Source organism: Streptomyces morookaense, from assembly GCF_013030945.1.
GTDB lineage: Bacteria > Actinomycetota > Actinomycetes > Streptomycetales > Streptomycetaceae > Streptomyces > Streptomyces morookaensis.
Genome location: NZ_JABBXF010000016.1, coordinates 77,672 through 98,348 on the forward strand (window position 1 = coordinate 77,672; position 20,677 = coordinate 98,348).

The window sequence follows — 20,677 nt, forward strand, 5'->3', positions numbered from 1 at the left end:
GGGCAGGTCTGCCGGGGTCACAGGGTGTCGGCGACGGCCGTGATGTGCGGGAAGCGCATCAGCGTGTAGTGGTCGGCGTCGCTGTCGTGGACGGTGAGGCCGCCGTCGACGCGTGCGGCCCAGCGGCGTGCGGAGTCCAGGGCGGCGCCGTCGGTGCTCCGGTGGAAGAGCACCGGGCCGGCCAGGACCGGCGGCCGGTACTGCGCGGCGGCGAGGATGCCGGTGCGGAAGACCGCGTAGTGGCGGGCCAGCCGGGCGGCGTCGAGCCCGGGGGCGATCTGCTCCTCGGCGGCCTGTGCGGCCAGGGCCTTCAGCCGGTCGCCGGGTCCGGTCGCGGCGTCCGCTGCCGCGCGCAGGGCGCTGCGGGAGGCGTCGCCGAAGTCGGAGCCGGCCGCCCGCGCCAGGTCCTCGTAGAACCACTCCAGCATTCCGGCCTCGTCGCCGGGGACGTTCTGCGGGTCCGGGTAGGAGCTGTCGAGCAGGGCGACGCCGGCCACCTCCTCGCCCGCGGCGCGCAGTTGGGCGGCCGCCTCGTAGGCGAGCAGTCCGCCGAAGGACCAGCCGGCGAGGTGGTACGGCCCGGCGGGCTGCACCCGGCGCAGGGCCCGGACGTGGGCCGCGGCGAGGTCCTCGACGGTGCGGGGCTGCGGTTCCGGCGCGTCCTCGGCCAGTCCGGGGGCGGTCAGGCCGTGGACGGGCCGGCCGGTGCCCAGGGCGGTGGCCAGGGCCCGGTAGCAGAAGACGTGCCCGCCGACGGGGTGCAGCAGGAACAGCGGGGGCCGGTCGCCTCCGGGGCGCAGGCGCACCACGCCGTCGTCGGGGGTCCGGCGGGCGGTGTCCCCGAGGAGGGCGGCCTGCCGGGCGACGGTCGGGTGTTCCAGGACGGCGGAGACGCTCAGCCGTTCGCCGAACTCCTCGTTGATGCGGCCGATCAGCCGGAGGGCCGCGATGGAGTGGCCGCCGACGGCGAAGAAGTCGTCGTGGATGCCGACCGGGCCGCCGTCCAGCAGCCGTTCCCAGATGCCGATCAGGCGCGACTCGGTCTCGTCCCGCGGCGGTGCCGGGATCCGGCCGCCGGTGACCGCCGTGGCGTCGGGCTCGGGCAGGGCGGCCCGGTCGAGCTTGCCGTTGGCGGTCAGCGGCAGGGCGTCGAGTGCCACCCAGGCCGCGGGGACCATGTACTCGGGCAGGTGCTGCCGGGCGAACCCGGCAAGACCGGCGGGGTCGGCCTCGTGTCCGGTGACGGCGACGACGTAGGCGGTCAGCCGCTCGCCGCGCAGCAGGACGGCGCATTCGCGCACCGCCTCGTGGTCCGTCAGGACGGCCTCGATCTCGCCCGGTTCGACCCGGAAGCCACGGATCTTCAGCTGGTGGTCGGTGCGTCCCGCGTACTCCAGCTCGCCGCCGGGCCGGTGCCGGGCCAGGTCGCCGGTGCGGTAGAGGCGGCGGGCCGCCCCGTCGCGGCCGGTGTGCGTGACGAAGCGCTCGGCGGTCAGCTCCGGCTGCCCGTGGTAGCCGTGGGCCAGGCCGACGCCTTCGAGGTAGAGCTCCCCTGTCACGCCCAACGGCACTTCGTGCAGGCGCCGGTCGAGGACGTGGGTGCGCATGTTGGCGATGGGCCGGCCGATGGGCACCACGCCGGTGCCGTCCTCGTGGCAGCTCCAGTACGTGACGTCGACCGCGGCCTCCGTCGGCCCGTACAGGTTGTGCAGCCCGGCGTCCGGCAGCCGCTCGAAGAAGCGGCTCTGCACCTCGTACGGCAGGGCCTCGCCGCTGCACACCACCCGGGTCAGGCCGGTGCAGCGGGCCGCTGCGGGCTCCTCCAGGAAGACGCTCAGCATCGAGGGCACGAAGTGCACGGTGCTGATGCGCTCCTCCTGGATCGTGCGGGCCAGGTAGGCGGGGTCGCGCTGGCCGCCGGGCCGGGCCAGGACGAGGGTGGCGCCGGTCATCAGGGGCCAGAAGAACTCCCACACCGAGACGTCGAAGGTGTAGGGCGTCTTCTGCAGCACACGCTCCAGGGGTTGCAGGGCGTAGGCGTCCTGCATCCACAACAGCCGGTTGGCGATGGCGCGGTGGGAGACCACGACGCCCTTGGGCTTCCCGGTGGAGCCCGACGTGAAGATCATGTATGCGGGGTCGTCCGGCCCCGCCGCGCTGCCGGGCGTCTCGTGCGACGCAGTGGCGTCCGGCCGGACGGCCCGGACGCCCGCGCGCTGCAGGGGCTCCGTCCAGCGCTCGTCGGTGACGACGAGCCCGATGCCGGCCTCGGCCAGCAGGGCGGTCACGCGCGGCTCGGGGTGGCCGGGGTCCAGCGGCACGTAGGCCGCACCGGACTTGAGGATGCCCAGCAGGGTGACGGGCAGGGCGTGCGAGCGTTCCAGCAGGACGCCGACGAACGTCCCCGGTCCTGCGCCGAGTTCGCGCAGGGCGGCGGCGAGCCGGCCGGCCTGTGCGTCGAGCTCCCGGTATGTCGTGCTCCGGCCCTCGAAGCGCACGGCGGGTGCGTCCGGCGTCGCCCCGGCCTGCTGCTCGATCAGCCGGTGCAGCAGGTGCGGGGCGTCGTACGCGGCGTCCGTGGCGTTCCACTGCGCGAGGGTGCGGTGCTCCGCCTCGGAGAGCAGGTCGGCGGCGAGGAAGTCCGCGTCCGGCGCGTCGGCCAGCAGGCCCAGTGCCGTGGCGTAGTAGCCGTGGGCGGCCGCGATCTGTTCCTCGGTGAACTGGGCGGCGTCGTAGCGCAGTCCGAGCTCCAGCCGTTCGCCGTCGGGGGTGACGGAGAACTCCGCGCCGAAGGCGAAGTCGGTCCCGGCCTCGCCGTCCTCGGCCAGGACGGCGAAGTCGCCTGCTGCCGGGCCCTGTTGCTCGACGTGGAAGTGGGTGAAGTTGAAGAAGGTCTCGAAGAGGGCCGTGCCGCCCGCGGTCCGCACGATCTCCGCCAGCGGGTAGCGGCGGTGCTCCTGGATGCGCAGGTCCTGCTCCGCGACCGCCCGGACGAACGCGCGCCCGTCGCCGTCGGGCAGGGTCAGCCGGAAGGGCAGGGTGTTGAGGAAGATGCCGACGGTCCGGTCGCCGTCGGTCTCCTCGGTGCGCCCGTTGAAGACCGCGCCGGTGGTGACGTCGTCGGTGCCGCCCAGCAGCGCCATCACCCGCAGGTGCGCGGCGAGCAGGACGGTGCGCAGCGGGACGCCCGACTCCCGTGCCAGAGCGGCCAGTTGCGGGTGCAGTCCGTCCGGCAGGGGCGCGAGGTGCCAGCTCATCCGGGCGGGGCCGCCCGCCTGCCGCAGGCGGGGCAGCCGGGTGACGGCCATGTCCGCCGTCTGCTCCGCCCAGAACCGCTGCTGTTCCCCGCTGTCGAGGGCGGCGCGTTCCAGGGCGACGAAGGAGGCGAAGCGCGAGCGGGGTCCTTCGGCGGTCGCGTCCCGTCCGGCGAGGAGGTCGAGGTAGCAGGTGCTCAGCTCCGTGAAGAGCGACCGCTCGCTCCAGCCGTCCATGACCGCGTGGTGCTCGGCCATGAAGAGCTGGAAGGTGCCGCCCGACCGGCGTTGGACGTGGAAGCGGAGCAGGGGTGCCTGCCGCCAGTCGAACGGGCGTCGCCGCTCGGCCTCGTAACGTGCTGCGACGGCCGCCCGCTGCCCGTCCTCGTCCAGCGCGGTCAGGTCCTCGAAGGTGATGACGGGCGCGGCGTCCCGGTGCACGAGCTGCAGGGGTTCGCCGAACCCGGTCAGCTCGAAGGAGGTGCGCAGCATGTCGTGGCGGCGGGCCAGGAGGGCCACGGTGTCGCGCCAGGCCTGCTCGTCGTAGGCCGCCCGGACGTGGAGGCTCGCGACGTTGTGGTAGAAGGTTCCGTCGGCGGGCAGGTCGCTGTGGAAGAGCATGCCGGCCTGGAGCCGGGTCATCGGGTAGGCGTCGTCCAGCCCGTCGGGCAGGGCGGCACGGTCCTCGTCGGACAGCAGCGCGAAGGGCGCCAGGGCGGTCCCGGTGCCGGACGCGGTGGCCACGGCGGCCAGCCTGCGGACGGTCTGATGGCGCATCACGTCGGCGACGGTGAACTCCAGTCCCCGTTCCCGGGCCTGCGCCAGCAGCCGGATGCTGCGGATCGAATCGCCGCCGAGGGCGAAGTAGTTGTCGTTCGCGCCCACCCGCTCGCGGCCGAGCACCTGCTGCCAGACCTCGGCGAGGACGGTCTCGACGGGGCCCTGCGGCGGCTCGTACGCCGTGTCCGCGCCGGCCGCGGCGAGGGCCGGGTCCGGCAGCCGGCGGCGGTCCACCTTGCCGTTGGGGGTCAGGGGGAATCCGGGAAGCAGCACGAAGGCGGCGGGGATCATATAGGAGGGGATGCGCTCGGCGAGGTGCTCGCGCAGGGCCTCCACGCCGGGCTCGCCCTCCGGGGTGCCGGACGCGACGGCGACGTAGCCGACGAGCATGTCCGCCCCGGTGGCATCGGGCCGCACGAGCACGACCGCGGCGTCGGCCAGCGGGTGGGCCGCGAGGGCGGCCTCGACCTCGCCCAGTTCGATGCGGAAGCCCCGGATCTTGACCTGGTCGTCGATGCGCCCCAGGTATTCGAGCTCGCCGTCGGCGAGCACGCGGGCCAGGTCGCCCGTGCGGTAGAGGCGGTCGCCGGGCCGGTCCGCGGACGCGTCGGCGGGGAACCGCTCGGCGGTCAGGGCCGGACGTCCGAGATAGCCGCGGGCCAGTCCGGCCCCGCCGACGAACAACTCCCCCGCCACGCCGGGCGGTACGGGCCGGCCGTGCCGGTCGAGCAGGTGCAGCCGCAGGTCGGGGATGGGCACGCCGATGACGCTGCCGCGGCCCTCCCGGGCGTCGCGCGCGGTCAGCGGCCGGTAGGTGACGTGCACGGTGGTCTCCGTGATGCCGTACATGTTCACCAGCTGCGGCGCGGTGTCCGGGTGCCGGTCGAACCACGGGGCGAGCGCGGCCACGTCCAGTGCCTCGCCGCCGAAGACGACGTACCGCAGGGCGAGTTCGCCGCCCCCGTCCGGGGTGTGCAGGGCGTCGGCGCGGGCCAGCTGGTAGAAGGCGGACGGCGTCTGGTTGAGCACCGTGACCTGCTCGGTGCGCAGCAGCCGGTGGAAGTCCTCGGGGGAACGGCTGGTCCCGTAGGGCACCACCACGAGACGGCCGCCGTGGGCGAGCGCGCCCCACAGCTCCCAGACGGAGAAGTCGAAGGCGACCGAGTGGAAGAGCGTCCAGACGTCGTCGGGGCCGAAGCCGAACCAGTGGTCGGTGGCGGAGAAGAGCCGGGTGATGTTCCGGTGCGGGATGAGGGTGCCCTTGGGGCGGCCGGTGGATCCGGAGGTGTAGATGGCGTAGGCGAGGTGGTCCGGGGTCACCCCGGCCTCCGGCGCGGTGTCCGGCTCGGCTGCGAGGGACGCGGCGTCGGCCGTCAGGTCGATCGCGTGCAGCGGCAGGCCGTCCCACAGGGCGGCGGTGTCGGACGTGCCGACGAGGTGGGTCAGTTGTACGTCGCCGATGATGTAGCGCAGCCGCTCGGGCGGGTTGTCGGGGTCGAGCGGCAGGTAGGCGCCGCCGGCCTTGAGGATGCCGAGCAGACCGGTCACCAGTTCCGGTGAGCGGCGGATGCACAGGCCCACGAGCGTGTCGGGGCCGACGCCGAGGGCGCGCAGCCGGTGGGCGATGCGGTTGGCCTGCCGGTCGAGTTCGCGGTAGGTGAGGCGGGTGCCCTCGTGGACCAGGGCGACGGCGTCGGGCGTAAGGGCCGCGTGCCGGGCGAAGAGTTCGTGGGCGCACGGGCCGGGGTCCGCGGCCGTGTCCGTGTCCGTGTGTGTGGCGGGCAGCGGGGTGCCGAGGGCGCGCCGTTCGTCGTCGGCGAGCATGGGCAGGTCGTGGACGGACAGCGCCGGGCGGGCCGTGGCCTCCTCCAGCAGCCGCCGGTAGTGGCGGGCGAACCGCTCGACGGTGGCGGCCTCGTAGAGACCGGCGTGGTACTCCAGCCGGCACCGGACGCCGTCGTCGCCCTCCACGACGTCGAAGGTCAGGTCGAACTTGGCGCTGCCTGCGGGGCCTTCGACGTACCGGGCGCGGGGGCCGGGCAGGCCCTGCGTCATGCCGCTCTCGTCGTGGTGGCCGAACATCACATGGAACAGGGGGGCGCCGTCACCGGTCCGTTCGGGGTTGAGGTGCTCCACGATCCGTTCGAACGGCAGGTCCTGGTGGTCCTGGGCGTCGAGCACCGTGTCGCGGACGCGCTCCAGGTGCTCGCGGAAGGAGGGCCCGTCGGCGAGGTCGGAGCGGATGACCACGGTGTTGACGAACAGGCCGACGGTGTCCTGGAACTCCTTGCGGTTGCGGTTGGCGACCGGGGTGCCGACGAGGACGTCGTCCTGTCCCGTGTACCGGCTCATGAGCACCTGGAACACGGCGAGCATGCCCGTGTAGAGCGTGCTGCCGGTCTCCCGGCACAGGGCGCGCAGGGCGTCGAGGGCGGGCGCCGGGACGGGGAACTCGTGCAGGGCGGCGGTGTCGCGGAGGCCGGGGGCCGGTGAGCGGTGGTCGCGCGGCAGGGCTGACTGCGGCAGATCTCCGGCGAGTTGTTCGGCCCAGTAGGCGAGCCGGCGCCGTGCGGCCGGGCTGTCCAGCCACTCCTCCTGCCAGGCGGCGTAGTCGGCGTACTGGAAGCCGGGCTCCTCGTCCGGGGCGTCCGGTGCGCCGCCACCTGTCAGTGCCGCGTAGTCGCTCAGGAGTTCGCGCATCATGACGCCGACCGACCAGCCGTCCGCGACGATGTGGTGCATGTTCAGCACGAGGTGCGCGGAGTCCGGGGCCGTGAGCAGTCCGGCGCGGAAGAGCGGCCCGGTGTGCAGGTCGAAGGGCCGGTGGTGCTCGGCCTCCATCCAGCGTTCGACGTCCTCCGCCCCCGCGGCGTCGGCGGTGTGCCACACGAGCCGGGCATCGTCGTCGACGACCTGGAGCAGTTCGCCGTCCTGCAGCGCGAACCGGGTGCGCAGGGCCTCGTGCCGGTCCAGCAGCCGCTGGGCGCACTCGGCGAGGACGGCGCCGTCGACCGGGCCGTCGAAGGCGTGGAAGACGGGCATGTGGTACGCGGTTCCGCCGTCCTCCAGCCGGTGCAGGAAATACATCCTGCGCTGTTCCCGGGACGCCGGAAAGGAATTGCCGGAGTCGTGGGGGCCGGGTGCGGAATCGGGGCGGTCGTCAATGGACACGATGAATTCCCTGAGGTCGTGCAACGCTTTCCGATGGGTGGATCCGGGCGGGACGGTGGATCAGCCCGGGGCGCCGATGACGAAGCGCAGGTGCCGCGCCGTGGCCCGCTGCCGGACGGCTGCCGGACAGCCGGCCGGAAGGTAGAGCGCCTCGCCGCCGCGCAGCCGCAGGGTCCGCGGCGGGGCGTCGGGCCCGTCGGGCGGGAACAGGTGCCAGCCGCTTCCCCCGGTGGTCTGGAGGACGAGCAGGTCGTACTGCGCATCGGGGCCGGCCGTGACGTACCGGGCAGGGTCACCGGGCACGTGGTGCACGGGGCGGCCCAGCAGGCGGGTGAGCCCGGCGGCCAGCCGGTCCGCCCAGGGGTGGTCCCAGTCCGCGGGGTCGCCGTCCTCGTGCTCCGGCCAGAGCAGGCCCGGACCGCGCCCGAGGTGTCCCCGGAGAAAACGGGCCAGTTCCCCCTGGAATCCTTCCGGTTGCCCTTGCGGCGGACACTCCTGCTGCACTGCTGCCCCCAGGCACACGGGAAAGCACTCCTCGTCCGGAATTCGGCCCGCCGGAATTTCCGGTGGCAGATACGAGCATGCCGGGCACCGTGCCGCCGGTACAGCCACGGAATTCCGTTACACGCAGGGCGGTTACCGCATGTCCGGTACCGGATTCACGTGACACGGGAACGGCGGGGAAAGGCCGGGGAAAACACGACGACGGCCGTTCCCGTGCACGGCTGGGTGCAGGGAACGGCCGTCGGCGACGGACCGGCGCGACAGGGGTGGACGCGCGCCGCCACGGGAGCCCGGCGTGTCCGGCGGATCTTCGTCGTGCGGCACCACAGCGCCCCGTCAGGGGCGCGGGGAACTGCGCGACAAGCCACGACGCGCCCGCAGCCGAGGTTCCCGGGGCTTCGCCCCGGACCCCTGGGGTGGTGCGTCGGCTGCGGGCCGTCGGTGGCCGGTCGCGCAGTTCCCCGCGCCCCTGACGGGGCGCACCGCACCCACCGGCGAAAATCCGCCGGACAGACTCTAGGCCCCGTAGCCCAGGCGGAAGGCGTGGAAGGCGAGTTGGGTGCGGTTGGCGGCGCCCGTCTTGCTGCGGAGGCGGCGCAGATAGGTGTCGACGGTATGGGGGCTGAGCCCCATCTGCCGTGCGATGGTCCCGTAGGTCTCGCCGCGGGCGAGCAGCACGAGCACTTCCTGCTCACGGCGGGAGAACGCGGGCGGGGAGACGGCGGTGTCCGTCATGTCGGGCTCCGATGGCATGGGGGGTGGCGGGGAAGGGAGGTGCGGGGACCGGGCCGGTCAGCCGCCCCAGGAGCTGTCCTCCGTGCGGTGGCCACCGCCACGGGGGCCGGCCTGGTCCGTGATCACGATCTTGTGCGGCAGGTCGGCGGCTGTCCGGGGCGAACTCGCGGACGCGGTGGGCGCGGCGACGGCCAGCAGGGCGACGGTCAGGACGGCCAGTGCGGACTTCTTGGGCAGCTTGGGGGGGTTCATAACGGTCCTCGGGTGCTCGGTGCGGGCCCCGGATCGCGGGGGTCCCTGCTGTTCGGTGGTACGAACAGTCTGTGCGGGTGCCTATCCTGACGCTATGGGGCGAATGCCTCACCAAACTGTCTGGCAGCAAAGCGACCCGGGGACGGATGTGGAAGAAATAGGTCAGAGTGGCTGGAGTTGGGCCGGGAAGGGCCTGCAGGAGGCCGACCTGACTGTCTATGCCTGGGTGTTGGAGCACCGCCTGACGGATCCCGGGGCGGTCGCCGCGGGCACCGGGCTCCCCCCGGAGGAGGCCGCGCTCGGCATGAAGCGGCTGCTCGCGGCGGGACTGGTGCGGCAGAGCCCGGACGACCCGGGGGCGGGCTTCGCGGTGGCGCCCGAGCAGGCGGCGGAGCGGCTGTCCGCACCGCTGGAGGCCCGGATCCGGGAACAGCAGCAGGACCTCGCCGCACTCCGCGCGGAGCTCGACCGTTTCGTGCCGTACTACCACCAACGCCGCTCGCGCACCGCGGCGGTGGAGGTCGTCGAGAGCCTGGAGGAGGTGCGCGACGCACTCAACCTGGCCTCGGCGCGCTGCCGCGAGGAGATGCTCACCAGCCAGCCGGGCGGCGGCTCCCGGGTGCCCGCGGCCATGGAGGAGGCCCTCGGCCGCGACCGGGCCATGCTGGAGCGCGGCATCCGGATCCGCACCCTCTACCACCACACGGCCCGCTTCAACGGCCCCAGCCAGGCCTACGTCGCCGCCGCCTCCGCCCTGGGCGCCCGGTACCGCACCGCGCACGAACTGTTCGGCCGGCTCATCGCCTTCGACCGGGAGCTCGCCTTCATCCCCGTCGCGGACGGCTCCTGGGGTGCCGTGGTGATCCGCGAACCGTCCACCGTGGCCTACCTGTGCGAGATCTTCGAGCAGACCTGGGACCGCGCGACCCCGTTCGCCGACGCCGCCGGCCAAGGTCTGGAGCAGGTGGCCCGGGAGGTCGACGAGACCATCCTGCAGCTGCTCGCGGCCGGCCTGAAGGACGAGGCGATCGCACGCCGTCTCGGCATGTCCCTGCGCACGACCCGGCGCCACATCGCCGACATCATGGAGGAACTGGACGCCACGAGCCGGTTCCAGGCCGGGGCGACCGCCGTCTCCCGCGGCCTGCTCCGCTCCGCCGCCGAACCGGCACCGCCCGCCGGTCACTGACACACGGACGAGGGCCCCGCCGTTCGGCGGGGCCCTCGCTGTCCAGTGCGCCACCAGGGACTCGAACCCCGGACCTGCTGATTAAGAGTCAGCTGCTCTGACCAACTGAGCTAGCGGCGCGAAAGGAATATTACCCGATCCGCTGGCGTGGTCGTGCCGGGGTCCGTGGCGGCGGTGCAGGGATACCGGTCAGTGAACGAGCTCGGCGGGGACGCCCTGTTGCTCCGGTACGGGGTCCTGCCCGGCGTCCTCGCGCTCCACCGCGGCGCGCAGCTGCGGGTCGTTGATGCCGCTCACCGGGTAGAGGGTGCGGCCGATGACATGGGGTTCGGTGTAGACGGCGACGAGCTGGCGCACCTTCGCGGTGTCGGTGTCCAGGGCCGGGTCCGGCCGGCCGTCGTCGAAGTCCTCGTCCGGGTCCTCGGCTCCGGGGTCGGAGGCGGACAGCGAGGACCACATGTCCTCGGCGGCGCTGATGAGCTGGTCGAGGCCGTCCCGGACACTGTGCCACTCGCCGTCCCGCAGGCTCCGGTCGATGTGGGCGACGGTGTCGAGGATGCTGGCGTAGTCCTCCGCCAACTGGTCCTCCTGGGCGGTGGGTTCGAGGGTCTTGACAGCGAGCTCGGCGGTATACACGGCACCTCCACGCGACGACGACGGTCGGAACCGGGGACGGCAGTGCACGACCCGGCCCGGGCATCGTCGCGCGGCGGGGCACCCGTCGGCGGCCGACCGCCGTCGATGGCCGCCATATATCACCTGCCCGGGCGAGCGCTCGCGGCTCCGCAGCGGCCGGTGCGGGGCTACTTCGGCGGCCGCTTGGGCGTCGCGCCGGGCACGGAGAGGCTGCGGACGAGGTCGTCGACGGCCGCGTATCCGGCGTCGGCGGTGGTGCCGACGGGCTGCAGCGTCAGGGCGACGACGATGCAGCGGTCGCCGTCGCCGACCGTGCCGGTGGTGTGCAGGGCCGGACGGACCAGGTCGATGCCCGTCACCGCGGCCCGCTTGCGGTCGTCGGGACCGGGGGCCGTGGTGGTGGCCGGTGAACTGAAGCCGGACCAGCCCTGTTTCACCGCCCACGGGCGTTCGAACACCGCGGGGATGCCGAAGTGCTGGAAGAACCCGTCCGTCCCGTACGGCACCGACCGTCGCAGATTTCCCATCACGAACTCGCGCACCGGTGTTGGCGCGGAGTCCAGCAGGTAACGGTAGATGCGCACGGTGTCGGCCGCAGTTATGGCCGAATATCCCCAGTAGCCGGGGAAGTCCGGGGGCGGCCCGGTGGTGCTCCGCAGACCGAGCCGGCCGGCCATGCGCGTCACGAGGGCGGATTCGCCGCGCTCCGTCCAGTAGTGGCTCGCCGCATCGTCGTCACTCGCGGTGAGCATCAGCTCCAGCCGGACCCGGTCGTCGGGCGGCAGGTCGTAGGCCGGTCCGCGGTCCCAGAGCACGTCCAGTGCGATCAGCAGTTTCACGACCGATGCCGACCGGAAGGGGCGGTCCGCGCCGGTCCGTTCGGTGAACGCCCCCGTCCGGCGGTCGAAGACGGCGACCCCGGCGGTCATCCCCGCCGGCATCACGACCGCTGCCGAGTGCGCGGACCGCGCCACGCCTGTGGTGACGGACACCAGCAGAAAGGCCAGTACCAGGGCAGTGGCCGAGATCGGCCGGACTGGTCCCGCTGCGTGCCACGGCCCGCGACTCGTCACGGTGGATCCCCCGTTTCCCCCGCATCCCCCGTCTTCTCCGCCCAGGGTCCCGGAGCGCGGGCCGGTCGGCCACGGCATTCGACCCGTATCTAATCCGCGAGGTCAGCGGAGTGCGCCTCACGGCCCTTACAGCGCGCTGCCGCTTCCCAGCAGTTCCGCGCCGAGCGGGGTGAGGGTGTGGTGCGCGGCGCCGCCCACGCGCCGGGTGACGACGAGGCCGGCTTCGCGCAGCACGGTGAGGTGGTGGCTCGCGGTGGCGGCGGCGATGTCGGCGGAGCGGGCGAGTTCGGTGGTGGTGCTGCCGTCGGCGATGGTCTCCAGCAGGACCGCCCGGGTCCGGCCGAGGAGCGCGGCGAGGCCGCCCTGGCCGGCGGGGTCCTGCAGCAGCCGGCCGGTCGTGTGCTCGACCGGGTACACCACGACGGGCGGCAGGTCCTGGTTCCGGAGCATCGTGGGTTTGCGCCAGCAGAAGTACGAGGGCAGCAACAGCAGCCCGCGGCCGCCCAGATGCAGGTCGCCGTTCACATGCGGCCCGAGCATGGTCAGCACGGGCCGCTCCCAGTGCAGGCCGGGGTGCAGGGTGCGCAGGAGGTGGTCGAAGAAGGCGTCGGACCCGGTGGCCGCGCGGGTGCGGGCGGCCAGGTCCGCACCGATGTCGCTGCGCAGGCGCGACCAGTAGGGGGCGAGGGCCACGCGGTGGTACGCGCGGATGGCCTCCCCCAGGTCGCGCAGGGCCCGGGGGTCGCCTTCGGCGAGCAGCCGGGCGCCGGGCGGCATCCGCCGCTGGGAGACGGCGAGTTGGACGAGGTCGTCGCGCAGCCGGGTGCCGGGGGTGGACAGCACGGCGTCGATGCCGGCTTCGAGGCCTCCGGTTGCGGCGGCGGGGGTGAGGAAGTCGGGCGAGTAGCCGCGCGGCGGTGCGAGGGCGAGGAGCTGCCGCATGCTTCCGTCGAGCCTGGCCCGGGTGCGGCGGCGCCACTGGTCGAACACCAGCGGCCCGTCGTGGGTCTGCAGCATGTGCAGGCTGAGCAGGACCTCCCACAGCGGGTCGGGCGCCTGGGCCAGCCTCGTCTGCGGGAAGTCCGCGCTGGTGAAGTGGATACGCAGTGCCACGGGCCCTCACCTCCCACCGGCCCGGCGGGCGCACTCGGCCGGCCACCCGGTCGCCAGGTCCGGCTACATCGTGGGCGGAGCCTGCCCGGCGTTCAACGGATGTCCGCCTGTTCCGGCCACTCCGTTCCGTTTTCCGGCGGCGCCGGGATCCGGCGCCGCGTCGTGCTCGCAGGTGGTGGCGGTGCCGTGGGGCTCCCGCGGCGGGAACGGACCGGCGGCGTCCGCCACGCGCTCGTCAACTCGGGCTGGACAGCACGTCAACCGGTCGTGCAGCCGGGGGCATCACCGGCCCCGCGCTGCGCCGGCACCCCGCGGTCGTTCTGGAGCTCCCACAGTTCCCTGAACAGCCCGGGCGCCGCGACGAGTTCGCCGTACGTGCCGTACTGCACGACCCGGCCGTGGTCGAGGACGACGATCCGGTCCGCGACGGCGACGTTCGCCAGCCGGTGCGTGACCAGGACGACGGCGCGGTCCCGGGCGGCCGCCCGCAGGCCCGCGAAGATGCGGTGCTCCGCACGTGCGTCGAGGGCACTGGTCGGCTCGTCCAGCACCAGCAGCCCCGCCTGCCGGTAGAAGGCCCGTGCGATGGCGATGCGCTGCCACTGCCCGCCGGACAGCTGAACTCCCCCGAACCACTCCCGGGCCAGCAGGGTGTCGAGTCCGCTGCGCAGCCCGTCGACGACCTCACGGGCGCCCGCGAGCTCCGCGGCGTGCAGGACGGTCTCGTCGCCCCCGGAGCCGTACGGCTGCCCGAGGGTGATGTTCTCGCGGGCGGTCAGGGGCCAGTGGGCGTAGTGCTGGGGGACGACGGCCGAGCGGCGCCACAGCGCCTGCCGGTCGAGGGTGGCGGTGTCCTTGCCGTCCCAGGTGACGCTGCCGTCGGTGGGGAGGTAGAGCCCGGTCAGCAGCCGGCTGAGGGTGGTCTTGCCGGAGCCGTTCTCCCCGACCAGGGCGAGGACTTCGCCGCGGCGCACCTCCAGCGCGACCTTCTCCAGGGCCGGGCGGTCCGAGCCCGGATAGCAGTACGTCAGCGCCTCCGTCCGGACCGTCAGCGGCGCGTCCGGACCCGGGTCCGCGCCGCCGTGCTGCACCCGGTGGCCGCCGGCCTCGGCGATGAAGTCCGCCCAGTCGTCCAGGTACAGCCCGGTGCGGAACAGGCGGGCGCCGTACCCGACCATGCCGCGCAGCGACGAGCCGACCGAGCGCAGCGCGAAGACCGCCGTGCCCGCCGAGGCGACCGACATGTGCCCCGTGGCCAGCAGCCCGGCCAGCGCCGCCCAGACCAGCGCGGAGGCCACCCCGCCGGCGAGCGCCCCGGCCAGTGCGTAACGGGAGCTCTGCCGGACGGCCGCGTCGGTGGCGCGGTCGATCCGGTCGCCGATGGCCCGGTAACGCCCCAGCAGGAAGCCGGACATGGTGCACGAGCGGAGCTGGTCGGCGAAGGACTTCTCGGTGGCGTACCAGCGCAGGTGGCTGAGGACGCGGCGGTCGGCGCTCAGGGCCTTCGAGGTCTGGTAGTGCACACGGGCGCCGCGCACGGCGGCGAGGCCCTGCGGGAGCGCCGCCAGGAGGAGCAGCGGCAGCAGCACCGGGTGCAGCAGGGTGACGACGCCGGCCGCGGCGATCAGGGAGGCGGCGCAGGCCATCAGGTCCTGGGACTCGGTGAGCAGGTCCTGGGCGACGTCCGCGCCCCGGTCGGCGGCCTCGCGCTTGTCGTTGAAGCCGGGGTGGTCGTAGGCCACGAGCTCGGCGGCGAGCGCGGCGTCGAGCATCTGCAGCTCGGCCTCGCGGGAGATCCGCGGGGCCAGCCGGCTGGAGAGGTGGGAGACGGCGATGCCCAGCAGGGCACGCGCCCCGGCCGCCCCGGCGAGCACCAGCAGGGAGGGCAGCGCCTCCTGCAGCCGGTCCCGGACGTGGCCGGAGGCGATCAGTGCGGTGATGGTGCCGGTGGTGGCCAGCAGGCCGAAGGCCTCGAACGCGCCGGACAGGCCCTGGAAGCACAGCAGCGCGACGACGGCACGCCGGTCCACGCGCCAGGCCAGGCCGAGCGCCTTGCGCACGAGGCGGGGCAGGCGCCTGCTCATCGAGCGGGCGGTGAGGGGGCTCTTCTCGAAGACGGCGAGGGTGGGCGAGCGGAACCGTAATTCCTCCTCCGCCGCCTCGCTCTTCCGATCGATCTCTGCAGTCAACTCGCTTCCCTTCTCTTGCAGTTGGCAGTACTGCACAGCTCGGGTGGGAGCGGTTGCACGATGCCGTAGCCCCCCGATGGGATGCCCGGCGAACCGCGGCAATCCACCCGTTCGTGGGGCGCGGGGCCGGGGCGGCCGCGCGGAGATCGACATGACACGTAGGAAATCTCCTACCTATAGTGGGGGCATGCCGACGACTGCAGAGACCCGCCACGACCGCGTCTTCGCGGCACTGGCCAGCCCGGTGCGGCGCGAGGTGCTGCGGATGCTGCGCGAGGAGGGGCCCCAGCCGGTCTCCTCGCTGGCCGGCCGCTTCGCCATGGCCCGCCCGAGCTTCTCGGAGCACCTGCGGGTGCTGCGCGAGGCGGGGCTGGTCAGCGAGCGGAGGGCGGGCCGGCAGCGGCTGTACCGGCTGGAGCCGGTTCCCCTGCACGAGGTGCAGGAGTGGCTCGGCCCGTTCGAGCGGTTCTGGCGCGAGAGGCTGGCCGGGCTGCGCGACGTGCTGGACCGGATGGAAGACACCGACGAGAGAGATGACATCTCATGACCGACGACCTCACCGCCGTCCGCACGGACCAGTTCCTGTCCCACCCGCCCGCGAAGGTCTGGCGCGCGCTGACCGAGCCGGAGCTGATCGCCCAGTGGCTGATGCCCGGCGACTTCCGGCTCGTGGTCGGCCACCGCTACACCATGCGGGCCGTGCCGATTCCCGCGACCGGCTTCTCCGGCACGGTCCAGGCCGAAGTGCTGGCGTTCGAGCCGGAGAAGATGCTGAGCATCCGCTGGCAGGACGCCGACCCGGCGCCCGGCGCCGACGTGGACTGGACCATCACCTGGACCCTCCACCCGGAGGGCACCGGCACCCGCCTCTTCCTCGCGCACGAGGGCTTCGACCCGGACAACCCCCTGCAGCAGCGCGCCCGTTCCCTCATGGGCGGCGGCTGGACGTCCCGTGTGCTGCCCGGTCTGCAGGACCTGCTCGACCGCATGTGAACTGCCGCGCGCGGACGGGCCGTCAGCGCCGCAGGTGCCGGAGGAGTTCGTCGTCCGCCGGGTAGGGCCGCTCCTCGGGCAGCAGCGCGGCCGCCTGTTCCGTGCGGCCTTCGCGGACGTGCGCACGGATCCCGGCCGCGAGCGGCGTCACGTCACGGATGGCGACGGTCCATTCGTCGGCGTACCGGCGCGATGCCTCCCCCGACAAACCCAGCTGCAACGAGCGGTGGGGCAGCGGCTGCAGGTGCAGATCGCGCTCGGGGTCCCACTGCACCCGCGCCGGCGCGGCCGTCAACTGCCGCTTCCAGTCCTCCCGGTCGGCGTGCACACCGGGCGCGTAGTGCGAGAGGCAGGAGTGGCGCAGCGCCCACTCGAAGCCCTCGCGGGTGATCTCGACGGCCAGGACGGTCTGCTGCCCCTCCTTGGTGCCCCAGCCGCAGCGGTACATCATCCACAGGAACGAGGGTTTGATCCATGTCATCCGGTCCCTCTTCCAGGCGGGAGGGAACCGGCCGTCGCGCGCGGCGGGCAGCCCGATCCCGGGGTCATAGGCCTGGTAGACGGTGACGGTGGACGCGCCGTACTGCGCCCTGATCCGGTGTTCGGGTTCTTTCACCGGGTCAGAGTGCAGGCGAACGGCCCGCGGGCGCCACTGGATTACGCCTCCGGCTTCCTGCCCATCTGTTCCGCGAAGGCCGTCGGGTCCGCGTCGAACCCCCTGACGCCGGGACGGTGGACCCAGGCCCCCGCCCCGTCTCGGACGAACTCCGCGACCGCCGCGGCCGTCGCCCACGCGACGGAGGCGAAGCCCTCCACGGCGAGCTCGCGGTACCCCTCGGTGATACGGACTCCGGGGCGGGCGACGTCGCCGAACGTCAGGCGTCCGCCGCCCTGCTGGATGGCCACGCCCACCACCACGCGGCCGTAGGACTCGGACAGCCGGCCCAGCTCCAGCGTCATGGCCTCGTCGGCGCCGAAGCCCCGGCCCGTGCGGCTGTCCCGGTGGAGCGTGATCGTGCCGTCGGGTGCCCGGCTGTCGAAGTGCACCAGATATGCGGGGTCGCCGTACCTGTCGTCGGTGCGGTACGTCGCCGCGATGAGGTCCAGGTCGTGATCCGGCGCCCCCGCGGGTGCGGGATCCCAGCTGAGCTGTACCCCGACCCGCTCGATCCCCTTGTTCAGTCCGCTCACCGGGCTGCCCTCCCTGGCGCCGCCACCCACTCCGTGCTGATGCACGTACCCCGTGCAGGGGATCGATATCCGCGGCGCGGCCCCGCGGTGAGCCCCCGCCCCCTGCGGAGATTCGGTCCGTATTGTCACGGTTATGGCACTGCACAAGGGCGGCCGCGCCGGCGCGGCCCGCAAGCGCGGCTATGCGGTCAATCCCTTCTACGGCGAGGCCGACCCCGTCGCCGGCATGGCGGTGGAACCGCCCCGGCTGCGTCTTCCGGACGGACCGATGGCCCCGCACACGGCCTACCAGTTCGTCCGCGACGAGCTGATGCTCGACGGCAACGCCCGCCTCAACCTGGCGACGTTCGTCACCACATGGATGGAACCGCAGGCGGCGGCGCTGATGGCCGAGTGCCGGGACAAGAACATGATCGACAAGGACGAGTACCCGCGCACCGCCGAACTCGAGCAGCGCTGCGTGACGATGCTCGCCGACCTGTGGCACGCCCCCGACCCGGCCTCGGCCATCGGCTGTTCGACGACCGGGTCGAGCGAGGCGTGCATGCTCGCCGGGCTCGCCCTCAAACGCCGCTGGGCACTCGCCCACGCGGACCGCTATCCGCACGGCGGCGCGCGGCCCAATCTGGTGATGGGCGCCAACGTGCAGGTCTGCTGGGAGAAGTTCTGCAACTTCTGGGAGGTCGAGGCGCGCCAGGTGCCGATGGAGGGCGAGCGCTTCCATCTCGACCCGCAGGCCGCCGCCGCGCTGTGCGATGTGGACACCATCGGCGTCGTGACCGTGCTGGGCTCGACGTTCGACGGGTCCTACGAGCCCGTCGCCGACGTGTGCGCCGCTCTCGACGCGTTGCAGGAGCGGACGGGGCTGGACGTGCCGGTCCACGTGGACGGCGCGTCCGGGGCGATGATCGCGCCGTTCCTCGACGAGGACCTCGTGTGGGACTTCCGCCTGCCGCGGGTGACGTCCATCAACACGTCGGGCCACAAGTACGGGCTGGTCTACCCGGGGGTCGGCTGGGCGCTGTGGCGGAGCCACGAGGCGCTGCCCGAGGAACTGGTCTTCCGCGTCAACTACCTCGGCGGCGACATGCCGACCTTCGCGCTGAACTTCTCCCGCCCCGGGGCCCAGGTGGCCGCGCAGTACTACACCTTCCTGCGGCTGGGCCGCGAGGGCTTCCGCGCCGTGCAGCAGAACGCGCGGGACGTGGCCTGCACCCTGTCCGAAGGCATCGGCGCCATGGGCGACTTCCGCCTGCTGACCCGCGGCGACGAGCTGCCGGTCTTCGCCTTCACCACGGCCGGCGGAGTCGACAGCTACGACGTGTTCGACGTCTCGCGCCGGCTGCGCGAGCGGGGCTGGCTGGTCCCGGCGTACTCCTTCCCCCCGAACCGCGAGGACCTGTCGGTGCTCCGCGTCGTCTGCCGCAACGGCTTCTCGCTCGACCTCGCCGAGCATTTCCTGGAGGACCTGCGCTCCCTGCTGCCCGAACTCCGCCGCCAGCACGGGCCGTTGGGACGGCCCGAGAGCGTGGCGACGGCGTTCCATCACTGACGGCAGGAGCCGGGGCCCGGCGGGGTGCCCGTCAGGTGGAGCGGATGTACCGGATGCCGGCACCGAGGTCGGCGTTGTCGGACAGGGCGGAGAGGTGGAGCGGGGTCCGTGAGGCGGTGATGCTGCTGGGGACCAGGCACAGCGGGTCGTTGTAGCCGATGACGACGGTACGGTCGGTGCGGTTCTTCACCGAGCGGGCGGTCATGAGCCGTTCCGGGGCGTCGGCGGACGGCTTGACGATGCGGGTGCATTCCACGAGCGCCGACTTGTAGACGGTCTTCTCGCCGCGGAAGCCGGGTTCGGACCAGAAGCAGATGTTGCCCGCAGTGCATTCGTCGTGCCCGACGGCGCGCCCGATCCCATGCCCCAGGGTGCCGTGGTCGTCCCCGTGGGCGCCGGCCGGGACGGCCGCCCCCATGACTCCTGCGGCCGAGAGGACGAGGCCGAGTGCGGTCGCTGCGAGGCGCTGAAGCATATGTCTCCCTGAGGGGCATGGGCCGGAACCGGCCCGGCGGATGGCGACTATGCGCTTAACCGCCGAGACGGTTGTCGGTTCCGCGGGCCGCGGCGGTCCAGCCGTCGGGGGGACACAACGGGTCCGGGGTTGACGCCGGGCACCCTGCGGGGCCCGGCCCGGTTTCACACCGGTTCGGGCTGCGGTTCCAGCTTCCGCACCGGTGCGGGCTTCGGTTCCCACTGACCGACGGTCCGTACATAGCCGTAGATCACCGACGCCATCGCCAGCAGGAGAAGCGGTCCGAAGATCCACGGGTGTCCGGCCATTTCCACCGGCAGATAGCGGTACGCCACCAGAAGTGCGGCGAAGACCACGGCGCCGTAAGCGGCCAGCCGGATTCCCGAGCGTTCCCAGCCGCGTTCCTGCGAGCGCAGCGCCGCCTCGATGGTCAGCGTGAACACCACACCGGCGATGATGTCCGTGCCGTAGTGGTAGCCGAATCCCAGCGTGGCGCCGAGCGTGGCGACCAGCCAGAACGCACCGAAGAACCGCAGAATCCTCGGGCCCTTGCGGGAATGGATGAAGATCGCGGTGGCCCACGCCGTGTGCAGGCTTGGCATGCAGTTGCGCGGGGTGATCTCGTCGAACGGCATGTGGTGCGGCAGCCCGCTCGGCAGCGCGTCCGGCCAGCTGGTGGCCACCGCCCAGTGCCCGCCGTCGGCGCCGTAGGCGAAGGTCGGTCCGACGACCGGGAAGATCATGTAGATGCCTGGCCCGAGGAGGCCTATCACCAGGAAGGTGCGCACCAGGTGGTGGCGCGGGAACCGCCGCTCGGCCGCCACGTTGCGCAGCTGATACAGGGCGACCACGACCGCGGCCACCGCGAGCTGGATGTAGACGTAGTCGAGAAGGTGGGAGCCGATCGGACCGCTCGCCCTGACCAGCCGGCCCACCAGCCACGAGGGGTTGCCCAGCGCGTGGTCGGCGGTCGCCAGATACTGGTCGAGCACCATGGGGCGGGTCTTCGACGTGATGAGCAGCCAGGTGTCGCCGGTTTTACGGCCGGCCACCAGCAGCAGGCCCAGTGCGACGCCCTTCAGCAGCAGGGTGCGTTCCCGGCCGGTGCGCCGGGTGACGGCGATGACCGCATAGCCCAGGACCACCCACAACGCGCCGTTGCCGAACATCATCTTGGCGCCGACCGCCCACCGCACCAGGAAGAAGGCGATGTCGATGCCGACGGCGATGCCGGCTGCGATGAACCGTTCCCGCCAGGTGAGCACGACCATCATCAATCCCATGCTGCCGTACAGCAGCGGCCCCGATTTGGGGGCGAGTATCACCTCCTTCGCCTGATTGGTCATCGGCCCCGGCAGGCCGTAGTGACGCGCGGCGATTTCCAGTGCGATGAGAAATCCGAGGGCCACCGCACCCGCCGCGGCCCACAGTATCGTCCGCAATTTTATTCGCGAAGGCATTCGCGATGATGTGGATATCAATTATCTGGCCGATTTACTGGATGTTGGTCAAAGGAATGTGCTCGTCGTGCTGGGCTGCATGTTTTCCGTGAGGGACCGACGATGAGTGA

General features: G+C 72.8%; 16 protein-coding genes and 1 tRNA gene. 4 read left to right on the top strand and 13 right to left on the bottom strand.

Translation table 11 applies throughout. The features are described from left to right. Positions 1-17: 17 nt before the first annotated feature. The 4 genes from HG542_RS09210 to HG542_RS09225 all read right to left on the bottom strand — a co-directional run bounded on the left by HG542_RS09210 (position 18) and on the right by HG542_RS09225 (position 8,696). Entirely contained in the window at positions 18-7,205 is a 7,188-nt protein-coding gene (locus HG542_RS09210; RefSeq protein WP_171079623.1) for a non-ribosomal peptide synthetase, read from the bottom strand. Positions 7,206-7,265: 60 nt separating this feature from the next. Further along, positions 7,266-7,709, bottom strand: a complete 444-nt coding sequence (locus HG542_RS09215; protein WP_171079624.1) for a hypothetical protein — start codon at positions 7,707-7,709, stop codon at positions 7,266-7,268. Between the two features lie 516 nt (positions 7,710-8,225). Continuing rightward, on the bottom strand, positions 8,226-8,444 hold the full coding sequence (locus HG542_RS09220) for a response regulator transcription factor (protein ID WP_171079625.1): 219 nt from the start codon (positions 8,442-8,444) through the stop codon (positions 8,226-8,228). A gap of 57 nt (positions 8,445-8,501) precedes the next feature. After that, positions 8,502-8,696 (bottom strand): hypothetical protein, encoded by a 195-nt coding sequence (locus tag HG542_RS09225; RefSeq protein WP_171079626.1) that lies wholly within the window; start codon positions 8,694-8,696, stop codon positions 8,502-8,504. Between the two features lie 226 nt (positions 8,697-8,922). On the opposite strand from HG542_RS09225, the gene HG542_RS09230 reads away from it, so the two are divergent. Then, a complete protein-coding gene (locus HG542_RS09230; protein ID WP_227725780.1) occupies positions 8,923-9,885 on the top strand; it encodes a helix-turn-helix transcriptional regulator in 963 nt (320 codons plus the stop codon). 46 nt (positions 9,886-9,931) lie between these two features. Here the strand turns inward: HG542_RS09230 and HG542_RS09235 are convergent. From HG542_RS09235 to HG542_RS09255, 5 genes are all read right to left on the bottom strand, one after another. Then, positions 9,932-10,005: transfer RNA gene (locus HG542_RS09235), tRNA-Lys, on the bottom strand. A 69-nt stretch (positions 10,006-10,074) separates the two neighbouring features. Continuing rightward, positions 10,075-10,521, bottom strand: a complete 447-nt coding sequence (locus tag HG542_RS09240; protein WP_171079627.1) for a hypothetical protein — start codon at positions 10,519-10,521, stop codon at positions 10,075-10,077. Positions 10,522-10,688: 167 nt separating this feature from the next. Then, positions 10,689-11,513 (bottom strand): serine hydrolase, encoded by an 825-nt coding sequence (locus HG542_RS09245; RefSeq protein ID WP_229922576.1) that lies wholly within the window; start codon positions 11,511-11,513, stop codon positions 10,689-10,691. 207 nt (positions 11,514-11,720) lie between these two features. Beyond that, on the bottom strand, positions 11,721-12,707 hold the full coding sequence (locus HG542_RS09250; RefSeq protein ID WP_171079628.1) for an ArsR/SmtB family transcription factor: 987 nt from the start codon (positions 12,705-12,707) through the stop codon (positions 11,721-11,723). 257 nt (positions 12,708-12,964) lie between these two features. Further along, positions 12,965-14,896 (bottom strand): ABC transporter ATP-binding protein, encoded by a 1,932-nt coding sequence (locus HG542_RS09255; protein ID WP_229922577.1) that lies wholly within the window; start codon positions 14,894-14,896, stop codon positions 12,965-12,967. Between the two features lie 187 nt (positions 14,897-15,083). Here HG542_RS09255 and HG542_RS09260 point away from each other — a divergent pair, with 187 nt between their 5' ends. Continuing rightward, on the top strand, positions 15,084-15,443 hold the full coding sequence (locus tag HG542_RS09260) for an ArsR/SmtB family transcription factor (RefSeq protein ID WP_171079630.1): 360 nt from the start codon (positions 15,084-15,086) through the stop codon (positions 15,441-15,443). After that, on the top strand, positions 15,440-15,889 hold the full coding sequence (locus HG542_RS09265) for an SRPBCC family protein (RefSeq protein ID WP_171079631.1): 450 nt from the start codon (positions 15,440-15,442) through the stop codon (positions 15,887-15,889). The genes HG542_RS09260 and HG542_RS09265 overlap by 4 nt, the downstream gene beginning before the upstream one ends. 22 nt (positions 15,890-15,911) lie before the next feature. On the opposite strand, the gene HG542_RS09270 is transcribed toward HG542_RS09265, so the two are convergent. Continuing rightward, on the bottom strand, positions 15,912-16,505 hold the full coding sequence (locus HG542_RS09270; protein WP_171079632.1) for a DUF4291 domain-containing protein: 594 nt from the start codon (positions 16,503-16,505) through the stop codon (positions 15,912-15,914). Positions 16,506-16,546: 41 nt separating this feature from the next. After that, positions 16,547-17,080 (bottom strand): TerD family protein, encoded by a 534-nt coding sequence (locus HG542_RS09275; RefSeq protein WP_171079633.1) that lies wholly within the window; start codon positions 17,078-17,080, stop codon positions 16,547-16,549. Positions 17,081-17,213: 133 nt separating this feature from the next. Between HG542_RS09275 and gad the strand changes: the two genes are divergently transcribed. Beyond that, positions 17,214-18,632, top strand: a complete 1,419-nt coding sequence (gad, locus tag HG542_RS09280) for a glutamate decarboxylase (protein ID WP_171079634.1) — start codon at positions 17,214-17,216, stop codon at positions 18,630-18,632. 31 nt (positions 18,633-18,663) lie between these two features. Here gad and HG542_RS09285 read toward each other — a convergent pair whose 3' ends face one another. Together HG542_RS09285 and HG542_RS09290 are read right to left on the bottom strand one after the other, a co-directional pair. Then, a complete protein-coding gene (locus HG542_RS09285) occupies positions 18,664-19,107 on the bottom strand; it encodes a peptidase inhibitor family I36 protein (protein ID WP_171079635.1) in 444 nt (147 codons plus the stop codon). A gap of 164 nt (positions 19,108-19,271) precedes the next feature. Further along, positions 19,272-20,567: a phosphatase PAP2 family protein gene (locus HG542_RS09290; protein ID WP_171079636.1), complete on the bottom strand. Its 1,296-nt coding sequence runs from the start codon at positions 20,565-20,567 to the stop codon at positions 19,272-19,274. Between the last annotated feature and the right edge of the window lie 110 nt (positions 20,568-20,677).

What these genes read in the sequence shown, in the direction of transcription:
- gad (WP_171079634.1), top strand. Translation starts at nt 17,214, where the DNA reads ATGGCACTGCACAAGGGCGGCCGCGCCGGCGCGGCCCGCAAGCGCGGC.
- HG542_RS09265 (WP_171079631.1), top strand. Translation starts at nt 15,440, where the DNA reads ATGACCGACGACCTCACCGCCGTCCGCACGGACCAGTTCCTGTCCCAC.
- HG542_RS09290 (WP_171079636.1), bottom strand. Translation starts at nt 20,567, where the DNA reads ATGCCTTCGCGAATAAAATTGCGGACGATACTGTGGGCCGCGGCGGGT.
- HG542_RS09225 (WP_171079626.1), bottom strand. Translation starts at nt 8,696, where the DNA reads ATGAACCCCCCCAAGCTGCCCAAGAAGTCCGCACTGGCCGTCCTGACC.
- HG542_RS09260 (WP_171079630.1), top strand. Translation starts at nt 15,084, where the DNA reads ATGCCGACGACTGCAGAGACCCGCCACGACCGCGTCTTCGCGGCACTG.
- HG542_RS09285 (WP_171079635.1), bottom strand. Translation starts at nt 19,107, where the DNA reads ATGCTTCAGCGCCTCGCAGCGACCGCACTCGGCCTCGTCCTCTCGGCC.
- HG542_RS09220 (WP_171079625.1), bottom strand. Translation starts at nt 8,444, where the DNA reads ATGACGGACACCGCCGTCTCCCCGCCCGCGTTCTCCCGCCGTGAGCAG.